General features: G+C 70.3%; 19 protein-coding genes and 4 pseudogenes. 20 read left to right on the top strand and 3 right to left on the bottom strand.

Translation table 11 applies throughout. The annotated features are described in order from the left end of the window. Nucleotides 1–134 precede the first annotated feature (134 nt). The gene (locus tag PV963_RS10745) at nt 135–1,076 is read left to right on the top strand and encodes a 5-dehydro-4-deoxyglucarate dehydratase (RefSeq protein WP_274815417.1); all 942 of its coding nucleotides are present in this window, start codon (nt 135–137) and stop codon (nt 1,074–1,076) included. Then, nucleotides 1,073–2,239 (top strand): hypothetical protein, encoded by a 1,167-nt coding sequence (locus PV963_RS10740; protein WP_274815416.1) that lies wholly within the window; start codon nt 1,073–1,075, stop codon nt 2,237–2,239. The genes PV963_RS10745 and PV963_RS10740 overlap by 4 nt, the downstream gene beginning before the upstream one ends. On the opposite strand, the gene PV963_RS10735 is transcribed toward PV963_RS10740, so the two are convergent. From PV963_RS10735 to PV963_RS10725, 3 genes and pseudogenes are all read right to left on the bottom strand, one after another. Then, nucleotides 2,176–3,414: an MFS transporter gene (locus PV963_RS10735; RefSeq protein WP_274815415.1), complete on the bottom strand. Its 1,239-nt coding sequence runs from the start codon at nt 3,412–3,414 to the stop codon at nt 2,176–2,178. The two genes, PV963_RS10740 and PV963_RS10735, sit on opposite strands and share 64 nt — an antisense overlap. A gap of 55 nt (nt 3,415–3,469) precedes the next feature. Next, nucleotides 3,470–3,625, bottom strand: a pseudogene (locus PV963_RS10730) (IS5/IS1182 family transposase); the annotation flags it as partial. 69 nt (nt 3,626–3,694) lie between these two features. After that, nucleotides 3,695–3,950: pseudogene (locus tag PV963_RS10725) on the bottom strand (IS5/IS1182 family transposase); the annotation flags it as partial. Nucleotides 3,951–4,190: 240 nt separating this feature from the next. Between PV963_RS10725 and PV963_RS10720 the strand changes: the two are divergent. The 18 genes and pseudogenes from PV963_RS10720 (at nt 4,191) to PV963_RS10640 (ending at nt 23,396) form a co-directional block, all read left to right on the top strand. After that, complete coding sequence (locus tag PV963_RS10720; protein ID WP_274815414.1) at nt 4,191–5,228, top strand: hypothetical protein; 1,038 nt, start codon at nt 4,191–4,193, stop codon at nt 5,226–5,228. Further along, nucleotides 5,213–5,329, top strand: a pseudogene (locus PV963_RS10715) (IS5/IS1182 family transposase); the annotation flags it as partial. The gene PV963_RS10720 and the pseudogene PV963_RS10715, both read left to right, overlap by 16 nt. Then, nucleotides 5,319–5,435, top strand: a pseudogene (locus tag PV963_RS43970) (hypothetical protein); the annotation flags it as partial. The pseudogenes PV963_RS10715 and PV963_RS43970, both read left to right, overlap by 11 nt. Nucleotides 5,436–5,556: 121 nt before the next feature. Next, entirely contained in the window at nt 5,557–6,153 is a 597-nt protein-coding gene (locus PV963_RS10710) for a TIGR03086 family metal-binding protein (protein WP_274815413.1), read from the top strand. 150 nt (nt 6,154–6,303) lie between these two features. Beyond that, on the top strand, nt 6,304–6,963 hold the full coding sequence (locus PV963_RS10705) for a GntR family transcriptional regulator (protein WP_274815412.1): 660 nt from the start codon (nt 6,304–6,306) through the stop codon (nt 6,961–6,963). Further along, nucleotides 6,960–7,871 carry a dihydrodipicolinate synthase family protein gene (locus PV963_RS10700; RefSeq protein ID WP_274815411.1) on the top strand — a complete coding sequence of 304 codons (912 nt, stop codon included), beginning with the start codon at nt 6,960–6,962 and terminating at the stop codon, nt 7,869–7,871. The genes PV963_RS10705 and PV963_RS10700 overlap by 4 nt, the downstream gene beginning before the upstream one ends. Further along, complete coding sequence (gene araD / locus PV963_RS10695; protein WP_274815410.1) at nt 7,868–9,601, top strand: L-arabinonate dehydratase; 1,734 nt, start codon at nt 7,868–7,870, stop codon at nt 9,599–9,601. The genes PV963_RS10700 and araD overlap by 4 nt, the downstream gene beginning before the upstream one ends. Nucleotides 9,602–9,714: 113 nt before the next feature. Next, nucleotides 9,715–10,650, top strand: coding sequence for a carbohydrate ABC transporter permease (locus PV963_RS10690; RefSeq protein ID WP_274815409.1), 936 nt, complete (start codon nt 9,715–9,717; stop codon nt 10,648–10,650). Continuing rightward, nucleotides 10,647–11,546, top strand: coding sequence for a carbohydrate ABC transporter permease (locus PV963_RS10685; protein WP_274815408.1), 900 nt, complete (start codon nt 10,647–10,649; stop codon nt 11,544–11,546). The genes PV963_RS10690 and PV963_RS10685 overlap by 4 nt, the downstream gene beginning before the upstream one ends. Continuing rightward, the gene (locus PV963_RS10680; protein ID WP_274815407.1) at nt 11,543–12,832 is read left to right on the top strand and encodes a pectate lyase family protein; all 1,290 of its coding nucleotides are present in this window, start codon (nt 11,543–11,545) and stop codon (nt 12,830–12,832) included. The genes PV963_RS10685 and PV963_RS10680 overlap by 4 nt, the downstream gene beginning before the upstream one ends. After that, complete coding sequence (locus tag PV963_RS10675) at nt 12,829–13,986, top strand: Gfo/Idh/MocA family protein (protein ID WP_274815406.1); 1,158 nt, start codon at nt 12,829–12,831, stop codon at nt 13,984–13,986. The genes PV963_RS10680 and PV963_RS10675 overlap by 4 nt, the downstream gene beginning before the upstream one ends. After that, complete coding sequence (locus tag PV963_RS10670; RefSeq protein ID WP_274815405.1) at nt 13,983–14,828, top strand: PmoA family protein; 846 nt, start codon at nt 13,983–13,985, stop codon at nt 14,826–14,828. The genes PV963_RS10675 and PV963_RS10670 overlap by 4 nt, the downstream gene beginning before the upstream one ends. Next, entirely contained in the window at nt 14,825–16,345 is a 1,521-nt protein-coding gene (locus PV963_RS10665; RefSeq protein ID WP_274815404.1) for a glycoside hydrolase family 43 protein, read from the top strand. Before PV963_RS10670 ends, PV963_RS10665 begins: the two co-directional genes overlap by 4 nt. Before the next feature lie 31 nt (nt 16,346–16,376). Next, on the top strand, nt 16,377–18,380 hold the full coding sequence (locus PV963_RS10660) for a pectinesterase family protein (protein ID WP_274815403.1): 2,004 nt from the start codon (nt 16,377–16,379) through the stop codon (nt 18,378–18,380). A 54-nt stretch (nt 18,381–18,434) separates the two neighbouring features. Then, nucleotides 18,435–19,793, top strand: coding sequence for an ABC transporter substrate-binding protein (locus PV963_RS10655; protein WP_274815402.1), 1,359 nt, complete (start codon nt 18,435–18,437; stop codon nt 19,791–19,793). Nucleotides 19,794–19,970: 177 nt separating this feature from the next. Next, complete coding sequence (locus PV963_RS10650) at nt 19,971–20,786, top strand: rhamnogalacturonan acetylesterase (protein ID WP_274815401.1); 816 nt, start codon at nt 19,971–19,973, stop codon at nt 20,784–20,786. A gap of 30 nt (nt 20,787–20,816) precedes the next feature. Beyond that, nucleotides 20,817–22,124 carry a pectate lyase family protein gene (locus PV963_RS10645; RefSeq protein WP_274815400.1) on the top strand — a complete coding sequence of 436 codons (1,308 nt, stop codon included), beginning with the start codon at nt 20,817–20,819 and terminating at the stop codon, nt 22,122–22,124. Nucleotides 22,125–22,265: 141 nt separating this feature from the next. Continuing rightward, on the top strand, nt 22,266–23,396 hold the full coding sequence (locus PV963_RS10640) for a pectinesterase family protein (protein WP_274815399.1): 1,131 nt from the start codon (nt 22,266–22,268) through the stop codon (nt 23,394–23,396).

Here is a 23,396-nt window from a genome sequence, read left to right as displayed (position 1 = left end):
AAGTATGCCGCGGAAGCAGTGAATCCGCTGGTGTGTCGCGGGTTCGCGCGCTTGACCCGCGCCGAGGCGGCGCTTTAGCGTGGATGCGTTCAGAAATATAGACGGCAATCATGAATATGGAACCGGGAGAGCTCGTGACGTCAGCCCCTCTCGCCGCTCGACTCAACATCCCCAGCGGACCGCTGTTCTTCCCGGTCACCGCCTACGGCCCCGACGGCTCCGTGGACCTCGACACCTACCGCACGCACGTGCGCCGCGGGGTCGAGGCCGGAGCCGCCGCCGTGTTCGCCTGCTGCGGCACCGGCGAGTTCCACGCGCTGACGCCCGAGGAGTTCGAGCGGTGCGTCCAGGTGGCCGTCGAGGCGGCCGAGGGGCGCGTGCCGGTCGTCGCGGGCGCCGGGTACGGCACCGCGCTCGCCGTGCGCTACGCCCGGCTCGCCGAGGCGGCCGGGGCGGACGGGCTGCTCGCCATGCCGCCGTACCTCGTGATCGCCGGGCAGGAAGGGCTGCTGCGGCACTACCGGGAGATCGCCGCCGCGACCGCCCTGCCCGTGATCGTCTACCAGCGGGACAACGCCGTCTTCACCCCGGAGACCGTCGTCGAACTCGCCCGCACGGACGGGATCATCGGCCTCAAGGACGGGCTCGGCGACCTCGACCTCATGCAGCGCATCGTCAGCGCCGTACGCTCCGAGGTCCCCGGCGACTTCCTCTACTTCAACGGCCTGCCGACCGCCGAACAGACCCAGCTCGCCTACCGCGCCCTCGGAGTCACGCTCTACTCGTCCGCCGTGTTCTGCTTCGCGCCCGAGATCGCCCTCGCCTTCCACCAGGCGCTGCGCAGCGGCGACGACAGCACGGTGGAGAAGCTGCTGGACGGCTTCTACCGCCCCTTCGTCGAACTGCGGGCCCAGGGCCGCGGCTACGCCGTCGCCCTCGTCAAGGCCGGCGTACGACTGCGCGGACTGGACGTGGGGGAGGTACGCCCCCCGCTGCACGAGCCGGCCGAGGATCATGTCAAGCAGCTCGCCGAAGTGATCGAGCGCGGCTACGCGCTGCTTGAGGAGGCACAGTGAAGGCGTCGGCATTCGTCTACCCCTGGGACGTCAACGGGGACCCGGAGGCGCCCGCGCGGATCGCCGCGCTCGGCGTGGAGCAGGTGACGCTCGCCGCCGCCTACCACTCCACGCGCGCGCTCACGCCCCGCCACCCGCGCCACCGCATCGTCACCGCCGAGCACGCCGCCGTGCTGTACCCGTTGGGCGGCCGCTGGGACGGGCGGGAGCTGCGCCCCTACGCGGCCGGTGACTGGGCCCCCGGGGACGCCTTCGGGGAGGCCGCCGCCGCGCTCGCGGACGCCGGCCTCCAGGTGCACACCTGGGTCGTCCTCGCGCACAACTCCCGCCTGGGCGCCGAGCACCCGGACACCTCGGTCGTCAACGCCTACGGCGACCGCTACCCCTGGGCGCCGTGCATCGCCCAGCCCGCCACGCGCGCGTACCTGACCGACCTGGCGGCGGAGGCGGCCGTACGGCCCGGGGCGCGCGGGACCGAGCTGGAGTCCCTCGGCTGGTACGGCCTGCAGCATCTGCACGCCCACGACAAGACCGGCGGCGTCGGCCTCGGCGACGCCGGGCAGTACCTGATGGCGCTGTGCTTCTGCCCGGCCTGCCGGGAGGGCTACGGCCGGCACGGCCTGGACGCCGACGAGCTGGCCGCCGCCGTACGGACCGCGCTGGAGCCGGTGTGGCAGGGGGCGACGCCCTCCGACGGAGGCTGGACGGGCGTCGAGAAGCTCCTCGGCGAGACGCTCGCGAACACCACGCGCGCGTGGCGCGACAAAACGGCCCGCACGCTCCAGGAGGAGGCCGTGGCGGCGGTGCGGGCGGCCGCGCCCGAGGGCTTCCAGGTGCTGCTGCACGCGGACCCGGTGTCGTACCACGTCGGTGCGAACCCGGGCGTCGACCCGGCGCACATCCTGTCCGTCGCGGACGGTGTGGTCGTGCCCTGCGCGGGCGGCACCGGCACCCTGACGCCGTTCGCCCGGCAGGGCAAGGAGGGCGCCGTCATCGCCGCCAACTTCACCGTCGTCTCCGGCATGGGCGGCAGCCCCGGCACCCTCGCCGCCGACGCGGCCGAGGCACGGCGGCTCGGCGCCACCGAACTGCGGCTGTATCACGCCGGGTTGGCGTCCGACGGTGACCTGGAGGCGGTCCGTTCCGCTCTCGCCGGGCTCTGAAGCAGCGCCGCGGCCGTCACCAGCAGGGCCACGCCCAGGGCCACCAGCACCAGCCGGTGGCTCACCAGCTCGACCAGGGCCGCCCCGGCGGCCAGCCCGACCACGTTCGGCGTGTACACCAGCGTGTTGGCGGTGGCGGTGACCCGGCCCAGCAGCGGGCCCGGCGTCTCGCGCTGCACGGACGTCAGCGTGGCGATCAGCACGGCGGGCAGCCCCGCCCCGATCGCCGCGCCGCACATCAGCGCCAGTGGGTCGGACGGCACCGCCCGCAGGGCCACCGCGACGGCCAGCAGCGCGATGCCGTACGCCGCGAAGCGCCGCTCGCCCAGGCGGCGCAGGGCGGTGCCGGAGAACAGACCGACCGCGACCGACCCGGCGCCCTGCACGGCGTACAGCACACCGGCGTACGCGGGGGAGTGCCCGAGGCCGTCGACGACGGCGTAGGCCATCGCCCCGTTCAGGCCGGCGAACAGCATGGTGGCGCCGCCCGCCAGGACCAGGGGGCGCAGCACGGGGTGCGCCCACAGGTGGCGGACGCCCTCGGCGGTCCGCCCCCGGCGGGTGCCGGTGGGCCGCGCCGGCTTCTCCTCCCGCACCCGCAGCACCGCGTACAGGCCGGTGGCCAGGACGAACGTCGCCGCGTCCAGGAGGGCGACGCTCGCGCCGCCGTACGCCGCGTACAGGCCCGCGCCCGCCAGCGGGGCCAGGAGTTTCATGCCCTCGTTGGCCGTCATGCGCAGACCGTTGAAGTCGCCGAGCAGGGACGGGTCGACGGCGGTCGCGACGAGCGCCGACTCGGCCGCGTCATGGACGACGCCCGCCGCGCCGTATACGAACAGCACCGCGTACAGCAGCCACAGGTCGCCCGGGGCGTCGACGCCCACGAGGGTGAGCAGGAGGGCGCCCAGGAGCAGGTTCACGCCGATCAACAGGGGTTTGCGGCGGACCCGGTCGGCGAGCGTGCCGAGCAGCGGTCCGGCCAGGGTCGGCAGCCACATGGCGAGCATGCACAGCGCGGCCAGGCCGTCCGAGCCGGTGAGGTCCTTGACCCACACGCCGGAGGCCAGCCACAGGGCCGAGGTACCGAAGCCGGAGACCACCACTCCGGAGAGGTAGAGCCCTGCGTTGCGGTCGCGCAGGACGCGCACCATGGGCCAGGCGGTTCTGTTCGTCATGCCTGGTCATCGTGGTTCTAAGGCCCGCGAGCTGGAATCGGGCAAGTGCCGTAGAAACGGGCGCCGGTTGGCGCGGGGGCGGGTTCGTCCGCCAGCAGGCGGCAACCAGAAGCACTCGGTCCTCCAGCGGCAGGCCCCACGGGCGGCCTGTGCGAACCGGATCCGCGCGCTCGCGTAGCGCGATCAGCTTCCCGAACTGACGCAGGCCCAGCCTTGTGAACGGGGCTGTCCGAGACGGCTCCGAGCCCTGGTCACTGCCAGGCGGACCCCGGCGACTGTTGCGTCGCCCGAGTCGCTCGGAGGACTCGATTCCCTTGTGGGTGATACGGACGCCGATGCGCTTGCCTCGTAGCCACCTTCGCAGCTCAGACGCTGAGGCTTGAAGTGGCGACCAAGGACAACGAGAACGAGGGGCAGTCCGTTCGCGCCCGACAGGACAGGCATCTTGGAGCCTGGCCTGTCTCGATCCACGGGGCCCAGACTCCAGCCCTCGACCAGATCGGGAACCTTCGATGGGCCGTCGACTTCGATATCCCGCCCAGGTGCTGCACGCTCGCCGACAAAGAGAAACATGACTCGCCTGCCCATCGCTCTTAGTCCGGCTTTCTACAGATGAAATGGCAGGATCTCCCGAGGTGCGCGAATTTTGTATCCGGCTAGCCTGGAAGAGAGGTCCGACAGCACTTCGTATTTCAACTTTGCTTGAGGCTCTTCCACTTGAGAGGCTGGGGCAGACCCTTTGGTTGAAATGGCCAGATCGTCAGGAGGTCAAGATGATGGCAACACAACAGCAAGTGAGGGCAACAGAAGCGCAGGTGTTCGTCGACTGGACGTCCCGCGACAGCGAGCGTAAAGCAACCGGGAAGTTGGGCGGCCGAACGGTGACGGTCAGCGGGGTCACGGGCACTTTGGGCGCCGTGGACATCAACGGGGAGCACACCGAATTCGGATCGGCCCTCTTCACCCCTCAGTTGCCCTCCTCGGACTCGGTGGAACTCAGGAGCAGAAGAGACGACACCGAGTTCAAAATCGACTTCGGTGGCAAGGTGCAGGATGCCATTCTTCACCTGGGATCGCTCGCCTCGATCATGACGTTCGAGGCGGGTACGACTGTTACCCGGATCAGCGGCGACGCGGACTTCAAGGTCCCTCAGAGCAACATGGTCACGGGCAGGTTCAAGGAAGGTCCGCCCACTGATTCCAACGGCACCATTCACGTCAGCAAGTCCGATCCCTTCAGTTCGATCACGTTCAAGCTGAGGCTGAACTACGACGGCACTGAGGAAGGCGTATACCTCCAGTTCGGCAGGACAGTAGAGTTCGTCGACTGGACGTCCCGCGACAGCGAGCGTAAAGCAACCGGGAAGTTGGGCGGCCGAACGGTGACGGTCAGCGGGGTCACGGGCACTTTGGGCGCCGTGGACATCAACGGGGAGCACACCGAATTCGGATCGGCCCTCTTCACCCCTCAGTTGCCCTCCTCGGACTCGGTGGAACTCAGGAGCAGAAGAGACGACACCGAGTTCAAAATCGACTTCGGTGGCAAGGTGCAGGATGCCATTCTTCACCTGGGATCGCTCGCCTCGATCATGACGTTCGAGGCGGGTACGACTGTTACCCGGATCAGCGGCGACGCGGACTTCAAGGTCCCTCAGGGCAACATGGTCACGGGCAAGCCCAAGGAAGGTCCGCCCACCGATTCCAACGGCACCATTCACGTCAGCAAGTCCGATCCCTTCAGTTCGATCACGTTCAAGCTGAGGCTGAACTACGACGGCACTGAGGAAGGGGTATACCTCCAGTTCGGCCGTTAGGGTGCCGGGAGGTGTTGGCTGCGATCGTGTTCGTGGCGAGGTCAGGCTGCACGCAACAGCAATCGCCTGCCGCGCCGTTCGGGCCGTCGAGTGCGACGGCCCGAACGGCGCTTTTCCGAGTCCGCACTCCCCTTCCCCGACCGCTTGGCCCGGATCCACGACGCCCTGAGTGAACACCACCCGGAGATCACCGTGGTGGGTACGGTCGGCCCCTCTCCCAGCGGCGAGGGGTGGGAGCAGGGATGGGCGTTCGCCCCCGAGCGCGGACCGGCTTCAGCCGGGAGAGCACTTCAACTCCCAGGAAGCGAAACCAGGAGAGGGACAGCCGATGACCGACACCACCCCGACCCTCGACCTCCGAGCGCAGACGGCGGTCCTGGCGCGCCTGGCCGAAGGCGTCACCGACGAGCAACTGGCGGACCCGACGCCCTGCCCGGAGTACGCGGTGCGCAACCTGCTGGGCCACCTGGTCGGGCTGACCGTCGCCTTCCGTGACACCGGCCGCAAGGACCTGGGCGCCACGACCGACACCAGCCCGGACTCCGCGCTCCCGGACATCGGGCCCGGCTGGCGCGAGGAGCTGCCCAGGGTCCTCGCCGGACTGGCCGAGGCCTGGCGCGACCCGGCCGCCTGGACCGGCATGACCCGGGCCGGGGGCGTCGACCTGCCCGGCGAGATCGCGGGCCTGGTCGCCACCGACGAGCTGGTGATCCACGGCTGGGACCTCGCCCGCGCGACCGGCCAGCCGTACGCCCCCGACCCGGCCGCGCTCCAGACCTGCCACGACTTCCTCGCCGCGTCGGTCGACGACCCCGGCCGGGGCGAGATCTTCGGCCCCGTCGTCCCCGTCGAGGAGGGCGCGCCGCTGCTGGACCGGACGGTGGGGCTGAGCGGGCGGGATCCGGGGTGGAAGCCCAGGTCGTAGAAAGCGATTGCTACTTCCTTCGTCAGAAGCATTGACGAAACAAACGCGCCCTCCTACCGTCATCGCGTCGTACTTCGTACGTCATATATGAGACGCGATACGCGAGATCCGATACGCGATCCCCAGGGACGCGAGATCCGAGAGGCGCGCATGACCTCTGTGCCCACGCCGATCCCCTCCCGCACGCAGTACGTGCTGGAGGGAATCAAACACCGCATCCTCACCGGGCAGTTGACGCCGGGCCAGGCGCTGGTCGAGACCGAGCTCGCCGCGCAGTTCGGGGTGTCCAAGACCCCGGTGCGCGAGGCGCTCAAGACCCTCGCCGGGACCGGGCTGGTCGTGATGAGCCAGTACAAGGGCGTCACGGTGCGCATGGTGGACGCGGACATGGCGCGCGAGGTCTACGACGTGCGGCTGCTGCTGGAGCCCGAGGCGCTGAAGCGGGCCGTGCGGCGCGGGGCCTCCCTGGACGCCGCCCGGGACGCGCTGACCCGCGCCGACGCCGCCACCGACACCGCCGAACGCTCCCTCGCCAACCGCGAGTTCCACCGCGCCCTGTACCTGCCGTGCGGCAACCCGCTGCTCGGCCGGATGCTCGACGAGGTCCGCGACCAGGCCGCCCTCGTCTCCGCCGTCGCCTGGGCCGCCTCGCCCTCCTGGGACCGGGAGGCCGGCGAGCACCGCGAGATCCTCCGGCTCGCCCTCGACGGCGACGCCGACGGCGCGGCGCGCGCCCTCCACTCCCACATCGCGTCCTTCGTGCAGCGCGCTTTCCCCGAGGCAGCACTGGAACAGGAAGGTCAGGAATGAGCAGCGTGGCGTTCGAGACCCAGCGGGCGGCACTGGCCGACGTGGTGGCGATCCCGGTGACGCCGTTCGCCAAGGACGGCTCCGTCGAGCAGGACACCCACCGGGCCCTGCTGCGCCGTCTGCTCGACGGCGGCATCACGACCCTCACCCCGAACGGCAACACCGGCGAGTTCTACGCACTGACCCCCGAAGAGCGCCGGCTCGTCACCGAGTTGACGATCGCCGAGGCCGGGGAGCGGGCCGTCATCCTGGTCGGCGTCGGGCACGACATCCCGACCGCCGTCGCCTCCGCCCGGCACGCCCGTGACCTCGGCGCCCAGATGGTGATGGTGCACCAGCCCGTCCACCCGTACGTCTCCCAGGCCGGCTGGGTCGACTACCACCGCGTCGTCGCCGAGGCCGTGCCCGAGCTGGGCGTCGTCCCCTACATCCGCAACGCGCAGCTCACCGGGGCCCGCCTCGCCGAACTCGCCGACGCCTGCCCGAACGTCATCGGCGTGAAGTACGCCGTCCCGGACGCCGCCAGGTTCGCGGCCTTCGCCCGGGACGCCGGGCTGGAACGGTTCGTGTGGGTGGCCGGCCTCGCCGAGCCCTACGCGCCCTCCTACTTCTCCGCGGGCGCCACCGGCTTCACCTCCGGGCTCGTCAACGTCGCCCCGGCCGTCTCCCTGAACATGATCGAGGCGCTGCGCTCCGGCGACTACCCGGCCGCCATGAAGGTCTGGGAGCAGATCCGCCGCTTCGAGGAACTGCGCGCAGCGAACGGCTCAGCCAACAACGTCACCGTCGTCAAGGAGGCCCTCGCCTCCCTCGGGCTGTGCCGCCGCGAGGTCCGCCCACCGAGCAGGCCACTGCCCGAGAGCGAGCGGGCCGAGGTCGCCGCCATCGCCGCCGGGTGGTCGATATGAGCACACCGAAGAAGCGTCCGGAGGACCTGCGCAGCCACCAGTGGTACGGCACCGAAGGGCTGCGCACCTTCAGCCACCGCGCCCGCACCCGCCAGCTCGGCTACCTGCCCGAGGAGCACCTCGGCAAGCCCGTCATCGCGATCCTCAACACGTGGTCGGACATCAACCCCTGTCACGTGCACCTCAGGGATCGCGCTCAGGCGGTCAAGCGCGGTGTCTGGCAGGCGGGCGGTTTCCCGCTGGAGTTCCCGGTCTCGACCCTGAGCGAGACCTTCCAGAAGCCGACCCCCATGCTCTACCGCAACATGCTCGCCATGGAGACGGAGGAGCTGCTGCGGTCGTACCCGGTCGACGGGGCCGTGCTGATGGGCGGCTGCGACAAGTCCACGCCCGCCCTGCTCATGGGCGCGGCGAGCGCGGACCTGCCGGCGGTGTTCGTACCGGCCGGACCCATGCTGCCGGGCCACTGGCGCAACGAGGTGCTCGGTTCCGGCACCGACATGTGGAAGTACTGGGACGACAAGCGGGCCGGTGTCATCGGCGACTGCGAGATGCAGGAGCTGGAGAGCGGCCTCGCCCGCTCGCCCGGCCACTGCATGACGATGGGCACGGCCTCCACCCTGACCGCCGCCGCCGAGGCGCTCGGCGTCACGGTCCCGGGTGCTTCCAGCATTCCGGCCGTCGACTCCGGGCACGACCGGATGGCCGCCAAGGCGGGCATGACGATCGTCGAACTGGTCCACAGGGACCGGAAGCTGAGCGACATCCTCACCGCCGAGGCCTTCGAGGACGCCGTGACGACCGTGCTCGGCCTCGGCGGCTCCACCAACGCGGTGATCCACCTGATCGCCATGGCGGGCCGCGCGGGCGTCCGGCTCAGCCTCGACGACTTCGACCGCATCGCCCGCACGGTCCCGGTGCTGGCCAACGTACGGCCCGGCGGACAGACGTACCTGATGGAGGACTTCCACTTCGCGGGCGGCCTGCCCGGGTTCCTCTCCCGGATCACGGACCTGCTCCACCTGGACCGGCCGACCGTCTCCTGCGACACGCTGCGGGAGCAGATCGCAGGCGCGCAGGTGCACAACGACGACGTCATCCGGACCCGGGACAACCCGGTCGCGAAGGAGGGCGGAGTCGCCGTACTGCGCGGCAACCTCTGCCCGAACGGCGCCGTCATCAAGCACATCTCCGCCGAGCGGCACCTGCTCAAGCACACCGGACCCGCCGTCGTCTTCGACGACTACAAGACCATGCAGCGCACCATCAACGACCCGTCGCTCGGCATCACCCCCGACCACGTGCTCGTGCTGCGCAACGCCGGCCCCAAGGGCGGCCCGGGCATGCCCGAGTACGGGATGCTGCCCCTGCCCGACCACCTGCTCAAGCAGGGCGTGCGGGACATGGTCCGCATCTCCGACGCCCGGATGAGCGGCACGAGTTACGGCGCCTGTGTGCTGCACGTCGCGCCCGAGTCGTACGTGGGCGGACCGCTCGCCCTCGTGCGCACCGGCGACTCCATCACCCTCGACGTCGAGGCGCGCACCCTCCATCTCCATGTGGACGACGAGGAGCTTCAGCGGCGCAGGGCGGACTGGACGCCGCCGCCCACCCGTTATGAGCGCGGCTACGGTGCGCTCTACAACGAGCAGATCACGCAGGCCGACACCGGCTGCGACTTCGAGTTCCTGGCCCGCCCGGGCAAGGTGCAGGACCCGTACGCGGGCTGAACCGCCGCACCACCCAGGTACCTCAGCACGACCCGGCACGACCCTTGCCCAGCAAGAAAGCGCTTCCCGCGCACGCACGACGTACCACGACGTACTGAGATCGGAGAACAGTCATGGCCCAAGCCGCAGCCGTGGCGAAACCGCCCGCGCCACCCCGGCGGCGCCGTGCCTCCGCCACCCCGCGCAGGCTCCCCTACCTGCTGATCGCACCGGCCGCCCTGCTCATGCTGGGCTTCATCGCCTACCCGGTCATCAGCGTCTTCTACTACAGCCTGCAGAACTACAACCCCACCAAGCCGTGGCGCAACGGATACGCGGGCTTCGACAACTTCGTCCGCATCTTCACCGACGACCCGCTGTTCTGGGACAGTCTCGTCTTCAGCGCCAAGTGGGTCTTCGTCGAAGTGGGCCTGCAACTGCTGTTCGGCCTCGCACTCGCCCTCATCGTCAACCAGACCTTCGTCGGCCGGGGCCTGGGACGTGCCCTGGTCTTCTCCCCGTGGGCCGTCTCCGGCGTGCTGACCTCCGCGATCTGGGTGCTGCTCTACAACTCCCAGACCGGAATCACCCGTTACCTCGCGGACATGGGCATCGGCTCCTACGGCACCAGCTGGCTGTCGGACACCTCCACCGTGTTCCCGGCGGCGATCGTCGCCGACCTGTGGCGCGGGGTGCCCTTCTTCGCGATCCTGATCCTCGCCGACCTCCAGTCCGTCTCGAAGGACCTGTACGAGGCCGCCGAGGTCGACGGGGCCAGCCGGATCAAGCAGTTCTGGCACATCACCCTGCCGCACCTGAAGGACGCCATCATCCTGTCCACGCTGCTGCGCGCGGTGTGGGAGTTCAACAACGTCGACCTGCTGTACACGCTGACCGGCGGCGGACCGGCGGGTGTCACCACGACGCTGCCGCTGTACATCGCCAGCACCAGCGTCGAGTCCCACAACTTCGGCTACGCGTCGGCCCTGACCACGGTCGCGTTCGTGATCCTGCTCTTCTGCTCGCTCGTGTATCTGCGGATGAGCAAGTTCGGAGGCGAGAACAAATGAGCACCAAGGTGGCCACCAAGGCCGCGCCCGCCCCCGCACCCGCCACCCCGGAACCGCCGCGGCCGGCAGGCAAGTCCCGCCGCGCCTGGGACGAGGCGCCCCGCTGGCAGATCTACCTGCCCCTGGGCATCTACCTCGTCTTCACGCTGATCCCGTTCTACTGGATCCTGCTGTTCTCGCTGCGCCCGGCCGGCTCCACCTCGCTGGTGCCCTGGCCGATGACCTTCGACCACTTCGAGAAGGTGTGGACGGAGCGCAGCTTCGGCATCTATTTCCAGAACAGCGTGCTCGTCGGGGTCGTCACGCTGGTGATGACGACCCTGGTCGCGCTGGCCGGGGGCTACGCCCTCGCCCGGTTCAACTTCAGGGTCAAGCAGGTCTTCATGCTGGCCCTGCTGTGCTCCCAGTTCGTGCCGGGCGCGCTGTTGCTGGTCCCGCTGTTCGAGATCTTCGCCGAGCTGCAGATGATCAACTCGCTGGGCAGCGTCATCATCGCCGAGACCGTCTTCCAGCTGCCGCTGTCGATGATCCTGATCAGCAACTTCATCAAGAACGTGCCGTACTCCCTGGAGGAGGCCGCCTGGGTCGACGGCTGCAACCGGTTCAAGGCCTTCCGGATCGTCGTCCTGCCGCTGCTGCGGCCCGGTCTCATCGCCGTCGGCTCCTTCGCCTTCGTGCACTCCTGGAACCACTTCCTGTTCGCCCTGATGTTCCTCAACAACCAGCAGAAGCAGACCATCCCGGTCGGCCTCAACACCCTGATGGGCGCGGACAGCGTCGACCTCGGCGCCCTCGCTGCGGGCGGCATCATCGCGGCCGTGCCCGTGGTGATCGTGTTCGCCTTCATCCAGAAGTGGCTGATCACCGGGTTCAGCGCCGGGGCGGTGAAGGGATGAGAGCACGTCACCTCGTCGTGGCCGCCGGCCTGCTGGGACTGCTGTGCGTCCCCGCGCACGCCGAGGCCCGGGACATCAGCCGCGACACCCTGCCCGCGAACGACGGCTGGGCGGCGGCCGAGGGCGGCACCACCGGCGGTGCCGCGGCCGACGACGCCCACGTCCACACCGTGACCGACCGAGCCGAACTGGTGCGCGCCCTGGACGGCGGCAGCGACACCCCGAAGATCATCAAGATCGCCGGGACCATCGACGCCAACACCGACGACGACGGCGACCGCCTGGACTGCGCCGACTACGCCACAGACGGCTACAGCCTGAAGAAGTACCTCGCCGCCTACGACCCCCGCACCTGGGGCTCGGCCAAGCCCAGCGGCCCGCAGGAGGAGGCCCGCCAGGCGTCGGCGGCCCGGCAGGCCGAACGCGTGGAGCTGACCGTCGGCTCCAACACCACGATGGTCGGGCTGGGTTCCCGCGCGGTGCTCAAGGGCGCCAGCCTGCAGGTCAAGGACGCGGACAACGTGATCATCCGCAACCTCGACCTGCGCGACGCCTACGACTGCTTCCCCGTCTGGCAGCCCAACACCGGCGGCCTCGGCGACTGGAAGACCGCGTACGACAACATCTGGCTGCGCGGCGCCACGCACGTCTGGATCGACCACGTCACGCTCTCCGACAGGGGGCACCCGGACGACAGGGAACCCACCTACCTCGGCCGCAACTACCTGCGCCACGACGGCCTGCTGGACATCACCAACGGCTCCGACCTGGTCACCGTCTCCTGGAGCCGGTTCGCCGACCACGACAAGGCCATGCTCATCGGCAACAGCGACTCGGCGACGAGCGACCGGGGCAGACTCCGGGTCACCCTGCACCACAACGAGTTCACGTCGGTCGTCCAGCGCGCGCCAAGGGTCCGCTTCGGCCAGGTGCACCTCTACAACAACCGGTACGTCGTCCCCGACGGCGCGCCCTACCGCTACTCCCTCGGCGTGGGCACCGAGTCCGCCCTCTACGCCGAGAACAACGCCTTCACCACGCCCGGCCACGTCGAGGCGGCCGACCTGGTCAAGAGCTGGAACGGCAACGCCCTGCACCAGAGCGGCACCCTCTTCAACGGCTACCCGGTCGACCTGCTCGCGATCCACAACGCCTACAACTCGGGCAGCGAACGCGACCTGACCGCCGACGTGGGCTGGACACCCACTCTGCACACGAAGATCGACAGCGCCGAGGCGGCCGACCGGGCCGTGGTCCGCGGCGCGGGAGCGGGGAGGATCCCATGAGCACACCCCTGCCCGTCGTCCTCGCCGGCGCCCGCGGCCACGGCCGCTGGCACGTGGAGAACATCCGCCGTCTCCAGCGCGCGGGACTGGTCCGGCTGGTGGGCATCTGCGAGCTGACCCCGCTGACCGAGGACGAGTTCGGCGGCGAACTCCCCGAGCAGTCGGCCGACTTCGGCGCGCTGCTGGAGTCCACCGGCGCCCGGATCGCGGTGATCTGCACGCCGATCCCGACGCACACCGACCTCGCGCTGACGGCCGCACGCAAGGGTGTCCACATCCTCCTGGAGAAGCCGCCCGCCCCCTCCTACGCCGAGTACCGCCGCATGGCCGACGGGGTCGCCGAGGCCGGTGTCGCCTGCCAGATCGGGTTCCAGTCGCTGGGCTCGCACGCCCTGCCCGCGGTCCGCGAACTGGTCGCCCAGGGTGCCATCGGCCAGCTCGTCGGGCTCGGCGGAGCCGGTGCCTGGGTGCGCGACGAGGCCTACTTCCGCCGGGCGCCCTGGGCGGGCAAGCGGCGGCTGAACGGCGTCGACGTGATCGACGGGGCGCTGACCAACCCCCTCGCGCACGCCGTCGCCACGGCCCTCGCCCTTGGCGGCAGCACCCGCGCCGAGGACGTCACCGCCATCGAGACCGAACTGCTGCGCGCCAACGCCATCGAGTCCGACGACACCTCCTGCGTCCGCATCACCACCGCGCAGGGCCACCCGGTCACCGTCGCCGCGACCCTGTGCGCCGAGCGGGCCGACGAGCCGTACGTCCTGATGCACGGCAGCAGCGGTCGGATCACCTTCTGGTACAAGCAGGACCGGGTCCTGCTCCAGCGTGCGGACCACGGCCCGGAGGAGTACGAGTACGGCCGCACCGACCTGTTGGAGAACCTCGTCGCGCATCTCACCACCGGGGCCGGCCTGCTGGTCACCCCGGACGAGACCGGCGCCTTCATGAAGGTCGTGGAGGCGATCCGGCAGGCCCCCGACCCGGCCCCGCTGCCCGACACCGCCTGGCACCGGGTCCCCGGCGAGAACCGCAGGGTCGTGCCCGGCATCGACGGACTGGTCGCGGCCGCCGCAGACACCCTCTCCCTGTACTCCGAGCTGGGTGCCCCCTGGGCGCTCCCGCCCGCCCGCCAGAAAGAGGTGAGCACCCGATGACCAGCACCGACACCGCGGTCCTGCGCGTCGCGGGCCGGCCGGTCGGCCGGTACGTCTTCCGGCCCGAGCTCCCCGCGCGCCTGTCCCCGCGCCCGTACCTGCACCCCGTCACCACCCTGGCCGGCACGGCCGTGACCGAGCTCAGCCCGGCCGACCACACACACCACCTCGGCGTCGGTGTCGCCGTTCCCGACGTCGAGGGGTACAACTTCTGGGGCGGGCGCACCTTCGTCCGCGACCAGGGCCCGACCGAGCTGGACAACCACGGTTCCCAGCGGCACACCACCTTCCAGCTGCGCGACCCCGACGGTTTCGTGGAGGAGCTGCGCTGGGTGGCCGCGGGAGGCGAGCTGCTGCGGGAACGCCGCACGGTCGCGGCCACCGAACTCACCGACTCCGCCTGGGCGCTGGACCTCACCTTCTCCCTCACCAACGTCACCCCGGACCCGCTGTCCATCGGCAGCCCCGCCACCAACGGCCGCCCGGGCGCGGCCTACGGCGGCTTCTTCTGGCGGGCCCGCAAGGAGTCCGGGGCCCCGGACGTCTTCACCGCCGACACCGAGGGCGAGGCCGAGGTCCACGGACGGCACGCCGACTGGCTCGCCCTGGCCGGCTCCACCTGGACGCTGGTCTTCGCCGGAGCCACCGGACAGACCCGGCGGGACCCGTGGTTCGTACGCACCGAGGAGTACCCGGGCGTGGGCTCGTCCCTCGCTCACGACGAACGGCTGCCGATCCCGCCCGGTGACACCGTCGTACGCCGCGTCGTCACCGTCGTCGCCGACGGCCGCCTCGACCGGGACGCGGCCGCGTCCCTCGTCCGGAAGGCGGTGAGCCCGTGAGCGCCGAGCAGACCGACGTCACGTACCGCAACCCGATCCTCGACGCCGACTGGTCCGACCCGGACGTCGTGCGCGTCGGCGACGACTTCTACCTGACCGCCTCCAGCTTCGGCCGCGCCCCAGGCCTGCCGCTGCTGCACTCCCGCGACCTGGTCAACTGGACCCTGGTCGGCCACGCCCTCGAACGCCTGGAACCGGCGGGCGAGTTCAGAGCACCGCGCCACGACTGCGGCGTCTGGGCACCCTCGTTGAGGTATCACGACGACCGCTTCTGGATCTTCTGGGGCGACCCCGACCAGGGCATCTTCCAGGTCAACGCACCGGCGATCCGGGGCCCGTGGACCCGCCCGCACCTGGTGAAGGAGGGTAAGGGCCTGATCGACCCGTGCCCCCTGTGGGACGACGAGACCGGCGAGGCGTACCTCGTGCACGCCTGGGCCAAGTCCCGCTCCGGCGTCAAGAACCGCCTCACCGGCCACCGTATGCGCCCCGACGGCACCGAGCTCCTCGACGAGGGCAAGGTGATCGTCGACGGCGACCGCATACCCGGCTGGTTCACCCTCGAAGGGCCCAAGCTCTACCGGCACGACGGCTGGTTCTGGATCCTGGCGCCCGCCGGGGGAGTGGAGACCGGCTGGCAGGGCGCCTTCCGCTCGCGCGGCTTCTTCGGGCCGTACGAGGAGAAGGTCGTCCTGGAGCAGAAGGACACCGACGTCAACGGGCCGCACCAGGGCGGCTGGGTGCGCACCCCGTCCGGCGAGGACTGGTTCCTGCACTTCCAGCAGCGCGGCGCCTACGGCCGGGTCGTGCACCTCCAGCCGATGCGCTGGGGTGCGGACGGCTGGCCCGTGCTCGGTCACGAGGGCGCCCCCGTCGCCCTACACCAGCGGCCCGACCTGCCACCGCAGCCGCCCGCCGCGCCCGCCACCGACGACGACTTCCCCGGTGGACGCTTCGGCCGCCAGTGGCAGTGGACCGCCAACCCGCAGGACGGCTGGGCCACCCAGCACTCCGCAGACGGGCTCCGGCTGACCTGCGTCCGCTCGGCCGACGCGCACGACCTGCGCAGACTGCCGCACGTGCTCACGCAGCGGCTGCCCGGCACGCCCTGCCTGGTCGAGGTGGACCTGTGTCTCAGCAGCGAGGAACCGGGCGCGCGAGCCGGACTCGCGGTCCTCGGCGACGCGTTCGGCTGGATCGGGCTCCAGCGGGGCGCGGACGGGACCGTTCATCTGGTGCACCGGTTCGCCGAGGCGGTCGCGGAGCAGGAGCGGGACGCCGCGCACCCCCGGGAGGCGCCCGAGGGCCGGGCCCGGCTGCGCATCGAGATCGGCGCCGGGGCGCGCTGCCGCTTCTCCTGCGACGTCGGGGACGGCTTCCGCCCCTCCGGTCAGGTCTTCGCCGCCACCCCGTGGCGCTGGGTCGGTGCCCTGCTCGGCCTGTTCGCCCTCGCGCCCGCCGGACAGGGACACGCCGGCGCGGCCACCTTCACGCAGTTCCGGATCAGACCCCTGTAACCCATCACCACCCCGCCTGTTGGGAGCCGCAATGACGCACCTCCGTAGCAAGCGCTTGCCGGGATCCGGCACCACCATGGCCGCCGTGTTCGGCCTGGTCGCCGCCCTGGCCCTGGGGGCGGTGGGGGAGGCGAAGGCCGCCGCCCCCGCCGCGGACACGGCGCAGACCACGCCGGCCACCACGACCGCCGACCGCTTCACCGACCGGCCGCACGGTTTCGCCTCCCTCGCCGGCGGCACCACCGGAGGGGCGGGCGGCAAGGTCGTCACGGTCACCGACCAGGCCTCGCTGGCCAGATACGCGGCGGCCGAGGAACCGTACGTCATCCGCGTCAAGGGCTCGATCGCCGTCGAACCCTTCGGTTCGAACATCGTGGTGGCGTCCGACAAGACCATCATCGGCGTGGGCGACACCGGCGAGATCGTCCACGGCGAACTGCACCTCAAGCCCGGCACGCACAACGTCATCATCCGCAACCTGACGATCCGGGACAGCTACGTCGAGGGCGACTGGGACGGCAAGACCACCGACTTCGACGCCATCCAGATGGACTCCGTCCACCACGTCTGGATCGACCACAACCGCTTCACGCGCATGGGCGACGGGCTGCTCGACGTGCGCAAGGACAGCGAGTACATCACCGTCTCCTACAACCAGTTCGCCGACCACAACAAGGCGTTCGGCATCGGCTGGACGGACAACGCCAAGACGCAGATCACCATCGACCACAACTGGTTCACGGGGACGAAACAGCGCAATCCCTCCGCCGACAACTGCGCCTACGCGCACCTGTACAACAACTACTTCTCCCGTCAGGTGGCCGACGGCGACCCGCAGTGGACGTACGGCAGCTGGGCGCGCGGCAGGACCGAGATGGTCATCGAGAACAGCTACTACGACGGTGTCCAGCACCCCCACCAGGCCGATGCCACGGCCGAACTGGTGCAGCGCGGCTCGATCCTGAGGAACACCACGGGGCGGCACGACGCCTGGGGTGACGCCTTCGATCCACGGGCGTTCTACGGCTACCGCCTCGATCCGGCCGCGGCCGTACCCGCGCTGGTCAAGCGCTTCTCCGGCCCGCAGCCGCGGATCGGCGACGCGGTGACGCTGCACGTCCCCGCGGCGTACCCGACCGTGCAGTCGGCCGTGGACGCCGTGCCCGCCGGCAACGACGTGCCGGTGACCATCGCGGTCGCGCCCGGCACCTACCGCGAGAAGGTGCTCGTTCCCGCGGACAAGCCGAAGATCCTGCTGCAGGGGACTGGACGGGACCGCTCCGACACGGTCATCGTCTACAACACGCCCGCCGAGTACGGCGGCTCCACCGGGAGCGCGACCGTCCGGATCGCCGCGAACGACGTCACCGCACGCAACCTCACCTTCAGCAACGATTTCGACGAGGCCGCGCACGAGCTGAAGGGCGAGCAGGCGCTGGCGATGAAGACGACCGGCGACCGGATCGTCTTCGAGGACACCGCCTTCCTGGGCAACCAGGACACCCTGATGACCGACAGCCCCAAGCTGACCACCGTCAGCCGGGTCTACGTCCGCGACTCGTACATCGAGGGCGACGTCGACTTCATCTACGGGCGGGCCACCACCGTCATCGAGCGGTCGGTGATCCGGGCGCTGAGCCGGGGATCGGCCACGAACAACGGCTACATCACCGCCGCCTCGACCTGGAAGGACAACCCGTACGGGTTCCTGATCACCCGGTCGGAGATCATCAGCGACGCACCCGCCGGATCGTTCCACCTGGGGCGGCCCTGGCACCCGGGCGGTGAGCCGGACGCCATCGCCCAGGTGCTGATCCGGGACACGAAGCTGCCCGCCGCGATCAAGGCCTCGCCGTGGACCGACATGAGCGGCTTCTCCTGGCGGGACGCACGGTTCGCCGAGTACGGCAACTACGGGCCCGGCGCGGCCGTGACGGCGGACCGTCCGCAGCTGAGTGCCGCCGAGGCACCGTCGTACACCGTCGCCCGCTACCTGAACGGGTCGGACGGCTGGGCGCCGTACGACCGCCACTGAGACCCCCACACCTGCACATCTCCGTTGGATCCAGAAGAAGAAGAGAGCCGACCAATGAAGATCAGCAATCGCAGCACCAGCACAGGAAGGCGCCGGACGTCGGCTGCCGTCGCCCTGGGGGCCGTGCTCGCCCTGACCGCCACCGCCTGCGGCGACGACGGCAGCGGCGGGAGCGGTGGCGGAGCCGAGGGCAGCGGCAAGGGGAAGATCGTCTTCTGGGACAACAACGGCGGTGTCCGCACCGACATCTGGAAGGAGATCATCGCCGACTTCGAGAAGGCGAACACGGACATCAAGGTCGAGTACGTCGGGATCCCCTCCACCGAGGTTCAGTCCAAGTACGACACCGCCATCCGGGGTGGCGGCCTGCCGGACGTCGGCGGCGTCGGCGCGGCCATGCTCGCGGGCATCGCGGCGCAGGACGCGCTGGAGCCGCTGGAGGGCCGTCTGGCCAAGTCCTCCCTCAACGGCAAGCTCAACGAGGACATGGTCGAGTCGGTCAAGGTGGCCGGCGGCTCCGACGACACCATGTTCACGATCCCGACCTCCGCGAACAACGGCACCCTCTACTACCGCACCGACCTGTTCGAGAAGGCGGGTCTGGACACGCCCACCACGTGGGACGCGTTCTACGAGGGCGCCGAGAAGCTCACCAACGTCAAGAAGAACGAGTTCGGTTACACCATCCGCGGCGGCGCGGGCTCCATCGCGCAGGCGCTGGACGCCATGTACGGGCAGTCCGGCATCACGTCCTTCTGGGACGCCGGCGGCGAGAAGACCACACTCAACGACCCGAAGAACGTCGAAGCGCTGGAGAAGTACGCCGGCCTGTACAAGAAGTACACGCCGGCCGCCGACCTCAACAACGACTTCACCAAGATGGTCGCCCAGTGGGACTCCGGCACGATCGGGATGCTGAACCACAACCTGGGCTCCTACCAGGACCACGTGAAGGCGCTCGGCACCGGCAAGTTCCGCGGCATCCCGCAGCCCACCGGTCCCGGCGGCAAGCGCGTCCAGGTCTCCAACCCCGTCGACGGTCTCGGCCTGTTCAAGAGCTCCAAGAACAAGGAAGCCGCCTGGAAGTTCATCGAGTTCGCCGCCTCGCACGAGTCCAACTCCAAGTGGAACGAGTCGGCCGGCGCCATCCCGTCCCACACGGAAGCCGCCAAGGACTCCTGGATCTCCAAGGCCGAGCCGACCAAGCTCGCCGCCGAGGCCCTCAACGACGGCTCCACCACCATCGTCCAGCTGCCGTACTACCTGCCGGACTGGAACACCATCTCCAAGGCCGACAACGAGCCCAGCTTCCAGAAGGTCCTGCTCGGCGACATGAGCGCCAAGGACTTCCTGGACAAGATGGCCGAGCAGCTCAACGAGGCCCAGAAGGAATGGAACGAGCAGAAGGGCTGACCCCGGCCCGCTGATCCTCCCACGCCCCACACCGGACAGGGCCGGCGGCGGCCACCCATCGCGCCCCGCCGCCGGCTCTCCATCCCCCCAGGCCCCGCAACCCCCGCAACCCCCACCCCCGCAGTAAGAGGCACTACCGAAAGAACCCCCGAAACACCGCCCTGAAAGGCCGCCCCCATGTCTCTCACCCGCAGACAGGCCGCCGCCGCGGCGCTCGTCGCCGCCATCCCCGTAGCCGCCGCGTCCCCCGCGCACGCCGGCGCCTCCTCCTACGGTGGCTCCCCGCGCACCCGCACCCTCTACATCGCCGGCGACTCCACCGCCGCCCAGAAGTACACCGACGCCGCCCCCGAGACCGGGTGGGGCATGGCACTGCCGTTCTTCCTGCACGAGACCCTGAAGGTCGCCAACCACGCCGTGAACGGCCGCAGTTCGAAGAGCTTCGTCGACGAGGGCCGCCTCGACGCCATCCTCGCGGCCATCCGGCCCGGCGACCTCCTGCTGATCCAGTTCGGCCACAACGACGCCAAGTCCGACGACCCCGCCCGCTACACCGAGCCCTGGACGACGTACCAGGACCACCTGCGGCTGTACATCGCCGGTGCCCGTGCACGCGGCGCGCGCCCCGTGCTGGCCACGTCCGTGGAACGCCGCAGATTCGACGCGAACGGCACCGCCCGGCCGAGCCACGGCGAGTACCCCGCGGCGATGCGGGCGCTCGCCGAGGCGGAGGGCGTGGCACTGCTCGACATCCAGGCCCTGTCGATCGCGCTGTGGCAGGAGCTCGGCGTCGAGGAGACGAAGAAGTACTTCAACTGGACCGAGACCGAGCAGGACAACACGCACTTCAACCCGCCCGGCGCGATCGCCGTGGCGCGGCTGGTGGTGCGGGAGCTGCTGCGCACCCGGGTGCTGGCGCCGCGGAACGTGCGCCGGCTGGACGACGACATCCCGGAGTCCTGGATCACCTGGCCCCAGGCCACCACCGCCTGACCCCCCGTCCTGTACAAGGAGAGCCGCACCATGAACGCACAGAGACGGCATGGACATGCCATATTGAGAGCCGCCGCGCTCGTCGGATGCACCGCCCTGGTGCTGTCCCTGACCTCCACCACCGCGCAGGCGGGCGGCCGGGATATCGGCCGTGAGGTGCTCGCCGCGAAGGACGGCTGGGCCTCTCAGGGCGCGGGCACGACCGGTGGCTCGGCCGCCGACGCCGCGCACGTCCACACCGTCACCACCTGGGGGGAGTTCAAGGCCGCCCTGAAGGCCGGCGGTGACGCCCCGAGGATCATCAAGGTCAAGGGGATGATCGACGCCGTGGCCCAGGGCTGCGACGCATTCGAGGCCGAGGGCTACGACTTCCAGCAGTACCTCGCCGACTACGACCCCGCCGTCTGGGGCCTCGACACCCCGGTCAGCGGGGAACAGGAGGACCTGCGGGACGCGTCCGCGGACAACCAGGACAAGGCCATCAAGGTCAGCGTCCCCTCCAACACCACCATCGTCGGCGTCGGGGAGAACTCCGGCATCCTCGGCGGCAGCCTGCAGATCAAGGGCGTGCACAACGTCATCCTGCGCAACCTCACCATCGAGGCCCCGATCGACTGCTTCCCGCAGTGGGACCCGACCGACGGTGACACCGGAGCCTGGAACTCCGAGTACGACGGTGTCGTCGTCTACGGCTCCACCCATGTGTGGATCGACCACAACACCCTCACCGACGGCCGCTATCCCGACAGCTCCCTGCCGAAGTACTTCGGCGAGCTCTACCAGCAGCACGACGGGCTGGCCGACATCGTGCGCGGCTCCAACTACGTGACCGTGTCCTGGAACTCGTTCGAGAACCACGACAAGACCATGCTGATCGGCAACAGCGACAGCGCCGCCGCGGACGACGCCGGCAAGCTCAAGGTCACCCTGCACCACAACCGCTTCGAGGGCATCGTCGAGCGCGCACCACGCGTGCGGTTCGGGCAGGTCGACTCGTACAACAACCACTTCGTGGTGACCAAGGACCAGCCGTACGTCTACACCCTCGGCATCGGCATCGAGTCCCGGCTGTACGCCACGGACAACGCCTTCTCGCTGCCGAAGGGGGTCAGCGCGGCCAGGACGCTGAAGAAGTGGAAGGAAGCGCCCCTGACCGCCGAGAACAACTACGTCAACGGCAGGCTCACCGACCTGATCGCCGTGCACAACGCGGAGATCCCCGAGGAGACCCTGCAGTCCGGCGCCGGCTGGAAGCCGACCCTGCGCACACAGGTCCACTCGCCGCGGGCGATCCCGTGGCTGGTCGACCACCGCGCGGGCGCCGGCCGCCTGTACTGACCTGAGCGCCCCGGGGAACTTCCCCGGCGCCCGCTTGCCGCACCACCGGGCCGGGGCGCACCCGCCGCCCCGGCCCCGCACCCCCCACGGCGAGGAAGAACGCGACATCCCCAACGACTCGCACTGCGAAGGAACACCCACATGGCCTCACCCCGCCGCCTCCGACTGCCCCTGTCCAGAAGAGGTTTCCTGCTGGCGACCGCCGGTGCCGGAGCCGCACTCGGCCTCGCGCCGGCCCCCGCGCGAGCCGCTGCATCCCGCCCGTTCGGCCGCTACGGCTCCCCGTCCGCACGCCTGAACGCGCGAACCCTGTACGTCGACCCGTCCGGCCGGGGCGACTTCACCTCCGTCCAGGCCGCCGTGACCGCCGTCGGAGGCAGCGGCTGGACCCTCGTCATCGCACCGGGCACCTACCGGGAGACGGTCTCCGTCGACCGTTCCCGCACGGAGATGACCTGGCTCGGCGCCGGGGACGGTCCGCGTGACGTAGTCATCGTCTACGACAACGCAGCCGGCACCCCGAAGCCGGACGGCTCGGGCACCTACGGCACCACCGGCTCGGCCACCACCACCGTCCGTGCCGACGGCTTCACCGCCCACCGGATCACCTTCGCCAACGACTTCCTGCGCGCCGACCACCCCGACATCACCGGCACCCAGGCCGTCGCCATCAAGGTGCAGGGCGACCGCTCGGCCTTCCACCACTGCCGCTTCCTCGGCTGCCAGGACACCCTGTACGCCGACTCCAACTCGGCGAGCCTCTTCGCCCGCCAGTTCTTCTCGCACTGCTACGTCGAGGGTGACGTCGACTTCGTCTTCGGCCGGGCCACGGCCGTCTTCGAGCACTGCCACTTCCGCACCCTGAACCGCACCGATGCGTCCGGCGCCCCGTACGGCTTCGTCTTCGCCCCCTCCACGGAGCGCGCCAACCCGCACGGCTACCTCGTGACGCGCAGCCACGTCAGCAGCGCGGCCCCGGACGGCTACTACAAGCTGGCCCGCCCCTGGGTGCCCACCTCCAGCACCACCGTCCGCCCGATGCTCACGGTGCGCAACACCTGGCTGGGCCCGGGCATCGACGCGGTCGCGCCCTACGCCAACATGCGGGACGCCCACCCCTGGCAGGACCAGCGCTTCGCCGAGTACGGCAACACCGGCCCGGGCGCCGTCGTCACCGTCCCGGAGAACCGGCCCCAGCTCACCGACGAACAGGCCCGGTCGGCGACCAGCGCCACCTGGCTCGGCGACTGGCGGCCGCCGGAGGCGTGCTGA

Source organism: Streptomyces coeruleorubidus, from assembly GCF_028885415.1.
GTDB classification, from domain to species: domain Bacteria; phylum Actinomycetota; class Actinomycetes; order Streptomycetales; family Streptomycetaceae; genus Streptomyces; species Streptomyces coeruleorubidus_A.
This window is presented reverse-complemented; position numbering and strand designations above follow the sequence as displayed.